Consider the following 4,500-nt stretch of genomic DNA (forward strand, 5'->3'; position numbering starts at 1 on the left):
GAGAATTGACATGGGATTGGTACTTATGGCCAATAACCTCCTAAAATACAATAAGAGAACGACTCAAAATTAAAAAGCTAGAGTTCCGCAATTGGGAAGCTCTAGCTTTTTTTGTGGCTGAGAATTATTTTGTCCCAGGCTCTATTTTATGACTTAGAATTTGAAAAGGTAAATGAACTTATAAATCCCTAACTACCTGTCAAGCGGTGGTTAGGGGTTTTCATTTATCTAAATAAAGCGAGCTAAACAATAGACGCTAATTTTCAGATTAAACCGATTTTATTTTTTGAGATAAAAAATGACAACTATATTAAACTTTTTGACAATTATACTTGTCAAAAAGTAAAGAATATGTTACAATAAACTTATAAAAGAAAGCGGATGATTGACTAGGAGGATAGCTATGGGACTGAAAAATCGGCTCAAGGAATTGCGAGCCAGAGAGGGACTCAATCAAACGGAGTTGGCTCAAAAGGCAGGCGTTTCGCGCCAGACAATCAGCCTGATTGAGCGCGGCGAATATACGCCGTCGGTTGTTATTGCCTTAAAAATTGCAAAAATTTTCGGTGAAAATGTTGAAGCAGTTTTTCGATTAGAAGGGGAGAAGGAAGAATCATGAAGAGAAATTCTAAATTACTATTATTAACCATATCAGGAGGGATTTTTGGAGCTTGTTTACCTCTGCTTATATCTTTAGGGAAACTCCATTTTTTTGACCAATTAAAGATTCAATGGTTGCAGTGGCCGTTGAGGATAGTTTTTGTACTTCTTTTTCTATTTCTATTTAAAATATTTAAAGACAGTCGCCGATTTTTTCGCCAATCAGAAATAGAAGAAGATGACGGACGGTCTGAGTCTCAATATAAAAAAGCATTTTTGAAACTAGGGGTTGGCGAAATGCTGATGAATGTCTACATGGTTTTAGGGATTTTTAATCTATCTATCTCACTCTTTCTTGATTTAACCACGCACTTATCACTCGTTTTATTTTTATTGGATTACTTTCTATTTATGGTATATTTTTTATTACTACCACAGTACAAAAAAACGATTAAATTATTGCGTAATTACGATTATCCGCTTCTTGCTATGCCCAAGGATGCACCTAATTTATTGAATAGCTATGATGAAGCTGAAAAAGAAATCCTATTTGAGGAAAATTATCGAATCATGTTTCAACTGAATCAGATTATTTTCCCAAGTCTTTATGGAGTTTCCATTCTTGTATCTGCATTGACAGGGACATTTCAGTGGTTTGCTTTTCTATTACTTGTTTTCCTGCATCTATACATCAATATTAAAGAATATCGAAGTATTAAACATTATTATCGTTAAAAATAAAAATTATTTTATATTTATATAAAGGGAGAAAATGATGTTAGAAATTTCAAATTTAAAAAAGAGTTTTGGAACAAAAGAAGTTCTACATGGGGTCAGTTTTTCTGTCAAACCGGGTCATATTTTAGGGTTAGTTGGAAAAAATGGTGCAGGTAAGACGACTATATTTCATTCTATTTTGAATTTTGTTCAGTTTACAGGAAGCATTCAATTTGATGGAAAAGCAATTAAACAAGAAACTTTTGCACGTGTAGGTTATCTGCCAGAAGAGCGTAGTTTGATGCCGAAACAAACGGTTATTCAACAGGTTTCGTATCTGGCGGCATTAAAGGGAATGAAAAAAGTTGACGTAGAGAAAAAATTACCAATTTGGATGGAGCGTCTCCAAGTCAAAGGGAAAATAGAAGATAAGATTAAAAGTCTATCCAAAGGGAATCAACAAAAAGTGCAGTTGATAGCAACTTTGATACATGAACCAGATTTGATTATTCTTGACGAGCCATTCTCCGGTTTGGATCCGGTTAATAGTGGCCTTCTAAAGCAGGTTATTTTGGAAGAGAAGAAACGTGGAGCAAGCATCATCTTTTCTGATCATGTCATGAATGATGTAGAGGAAATTTGTGATGATTTGGTTATGTTGCGAGATGGTGAAATTGCAATTTCAGGAAATGTCAATGAAGTTCGTCTTTCCTATGGTCGCACCCGTCTCTTTGTCGCTTCAAATAAGAGCCAAGAAGAACTTGAAAATTTACCGCATGTTAGTCAAGTCGCACGGACAAAGCAAGAAACTTGGCGCTTGATTTTGGATGATGAATCAGCAGGAGTAGAGCTCTTTAGTCTACTGACAAATGGGCAATATATCCAAACATTTGATCAACAACCACCTACAGTAGATGAAATTTTTAAAATGGTAGCAGGAGTAGAATGATGAAACAAATAAAGATAGTAATGCTCGAGACATATTTTCGACAAATTAAATCATGGGCTTTTGTGGTCATGGTTTTAGCCCCTTTCCTTTTTATTGGAATATCTGTTTTGATGGGACAGGTTGGGAGTACAAAAGGACCAGAAATTGGTTTAGTTGCTTCAAAAGAAGAACAAGGAGTTTTAAATAGTCAAAAGAATTTCAAAAATTTTTTAATAGAGAAAAAAGCCCGAAAAGAGTTTGATGACAAGTCTTTAAGTGCTTATGTAGTGGTTGAAAATAAAGATGGACAACTAGAGGCTACTTACTATGGTACCTCATCAATGAAAGACAGTGACAAAGCTATCTTATTACAAGGACTTCAAGCCTTACAAAATCAGCTAAATCAAAATCAAGCACAACTGTCAAATGAACAAACTGCCATATTGAATCGCCAAATTGATTTTAAAGAAAAGTTGGCAGATAAGTCTGTTAATGAACATAAAATTGCCCAACAAATTTCTCTTTTTGCCATGATTTTTATTATGTATTTTCTTTTATTGATTTACTCTAGTATGACGGCACAAGAAATTGCTGGTGAAAAAGGTACGAAGATTATGGAAGTCATTTTTTCTAGTATTCCAGCCAAAGACTATTTTTATGGTCGGATATTAGGAATATTGGCAGTTATCGTAACACATATTGCTTTATATGTAGTTGCAGGAGTTTTGGCCTTTTCATTTTTAGCAGACATTGCCTTTCTTGCTCCTTTTAAGGGCGTGATAAGTCAGGTACTTGCACAATTTAGTTGGTTGAATCTTTCCTTTGTTATTTTAGGTTTGCTTCTTTATGTTATTTTATCTGCTTTCTGTGGAGCGCTTGTAACACGGGCAGAAGATGCAAATAAAGCAGTCCAACCTGTAATGTACTTAATTATGTTTTGCTTCTTTGGTGGTATTGCACTGGGGCAAGCAGGAGATTCTATACTTTTAAAAGTGGGTTCTTATTTCCCATTAACATCAACGTTCTTTATGCCAATTCGTTTGATAAATGAATCAGCTGGTTTCCTAGAAGGTTTTATCTCACTCTTAGTTTTACTTCTTTTTGTACTAGGATTGGCTATTTATATTGCTCACCATTATGCAGGTTTGATTTTACAAACAGATGATCTTGGTGTGTGGAAATCACTAAAACGAAGTTTAAGTCATAAATAATGAGTAATAAAAAGCCTTTTTAAGAATGGAAAATGATGGAATATTAAGGAGAAAATGATGAAATTTATTTTAAATGTGGCAAAAGTGATTGCTTTAATTTTTTTGGTTGTCGTCTGCAATGTTATTCCGATACTGTTTATTCAACTGGATAAGTTCCTACCGATGGTAGCGAAAATCCTTTTAAGCATTGCTTATGTTATTCTGATAGGGTTTGTTATTTACTTTTTATGGAAAAAATATCGTTCTTATCAGAGCCAAGAAGTAAATAAGTTGAAATTTGGCTGGAAAGATTTCGGGATTGCTTTATTGTTTTTCCTTGCAGGGCGAATTATAGCTATAGTTGGTACTTATGTTAATTTTTTACTAACCGGACATACTACGACGGCAAACGATGCAGGCATCCAATCTGTTGGTGGTGGACAAACAGGGATTTTCCCGATGTTTATTATTTTATTTATGTTGTTGATTGGCGTGAGTGGGCCGATAATTGAGGAATTAGTCTTCCGTGGCTTTATAAAAATAGTACTTTTCAGTGAAAAAACGAGTAAAATTCTTGTAGCAATCGTCACTTCTTTAATTTTTGGACTTGTTCATATTACCAACTTCATTGAGCTACCGCTTTATTTCTTGATGGGTGTCCTTCTATATATGAGTTATGCAAGAAGAAATAATATTCTTGATTCCATAGTCGTTCATATGCTAAATAATCTTCCAATGGCTCTATTGGTAGGAATATCCTTGTTCTTTCAATAACTAAGAGCCTGGGACAAAATAATTCTCAGCCACAAAAAAAGCTAGAGCTTCCCAATTGCGGAACTCTAGCTTTTTAATTTTGAGTCGTTCTCTTATTGTATTTTAGGAGGTTATTGGCCATAAGTACCAATCCCATGTCAATTCTCACTTGACGCTTCCCTCTCAGATTACATCTCTTGTAACCCAAACAAGCCTTTATCTGCCCAAAGACAGGTTCCACATCAATCTTGCGTTGAGCGAAAATCTGTCTACCTTGGGGAGATAAAAGCGCCTGACATTCTTTAGTTTTTA

The 4,500-nt window shown here is 34.7% G+C and carries 6 protein-coding genes; 5 read left to right on the forward strand and 1 reads right to left on the reverse strand.

The features are described 5' to 3' along the window. Window positions 1-403: 403 nt before the first annotated feature. Genes A3I3_RS0109380 through A3I3_RS0109400 form a run of 5 tightly spaced genes read left to right on the forward strand, consistent with a single transcriptional unit; the run spans window position 404 to window position 4,209 of the window. A complete protein-coding gene (locus A3I3_RS0109380; protein WP_018372439.1) occupies window positions 404-619 on the forward strand; it encodes a helix-turn-helix transcriptional regulator in 216 nt (71 codons plus the stop codon). Beyond that, window positions 616-1,335: a DUF3169 family protein gene (locus A3I3_RS0109385; RefSeq protein WP_018372440.1), complete on the forward strand. Its 720-nt coding sequence runs from the start codon at window positions 616-618 to the stop codon at window positions 1,333-1,335. Before A3I3_RS0109380 ends, A3I3_RS0109385 begins: the two co-directional genes overlap by 4 nt. A 40-nt stretch (window positions 1,336-1,375) precedes the next feature. Beyond that, on the forward strand, window positions 1,376-2,266 hold the full coding sequence (locus tag A3I3_RS0109390) for an ABC transporter ATP-binding protein (protein WP_018372441.1): 891 nt from the start codon (window positions 1,376-1,378) through the stop codon (window positions 2,264-2,266). After that, entirely contained in the window at window positions 2,266-3,456 is a 1,191-nt protein-coding gene (locus tag A3I3_RS0109395) for an ABC transporter permease (protein WP_018372442.1), read from the forward strand. Before A3I3_RS0109390 ends, A3I3_RS0109395 begins: the two co-directional genes overlap by 1 nt. A 57-nt stretch (window positions 3,457-3,513) precedes the next feature. Continuing rightward, on the forward strand, window positions 3,514-4,209 hold the full coding sequence (locus A3I3_RS0109400) for a CPBP family intramembrane glutamic endopeptidase (protein WP_018372443.1): 696 nt from the start codon (window positions 3,514-3,516) through the stop codon (window positions 4,207-4,209). Window positions 4,210-4,282: 73 nt separating this feature from the next. On the opposite strand, the gene A3I3_RS0109405 is transcribed toward A3I3_RS0109400, so the two are convergent. Next, on the reverse strand, window positions 4,283-4,500 hold a 218-nt coding region (locus A3I3_RS0109405; RefSeq protein ID WP_018371292.1), incomplete at its 5' end, for a transposase.

It is taken from the genome of Streptococcus massiliensis DSM 18628, from assembly GCF_000380065.1.
GTDB lineage: Bacteria > Bacillota > Bacilli > Lactobacillales > Streptococcaceae > Streptococcus > Streptococcus massiliensis.

Coding starts and splice junctions, on each gene's coding strand:
- A3I3_RS0109395 (WP_018372442.1), top strand. CDS start 2,266: ATGAAACAAATAAAGATAGTAATGCTCGAGACATATTTTCGACAAATT.
- A3I3_RS0109385 (WP_018372440.1), top strand. CDS start 616: ATGAAGAGAAATTCTAAATTACTATTATTAACCATATCAGGAGGGATT.
- A3I3_RS0109400 (WP_018372443.1), top strand. CDS start 3,514: ATGAAATTTATTTTAAATGTGGCAAAAGTGATTGCTTTAATTTTTTTG.
- A3I3_RS0109380 (WP_018372439.1), top strand. CDS start 404: ATGGGACTGAAAAATCGGCTCAAGGAATTGCGAGCCAGAGAGGGACTC.
- A3I3_RS0109390 (WP_018372441.1), top strand. CDS start 1,376: ATGTTAGAAATTTCAAATTTAAAAAAGAGTTTTGGAACAAAAGAAGTT.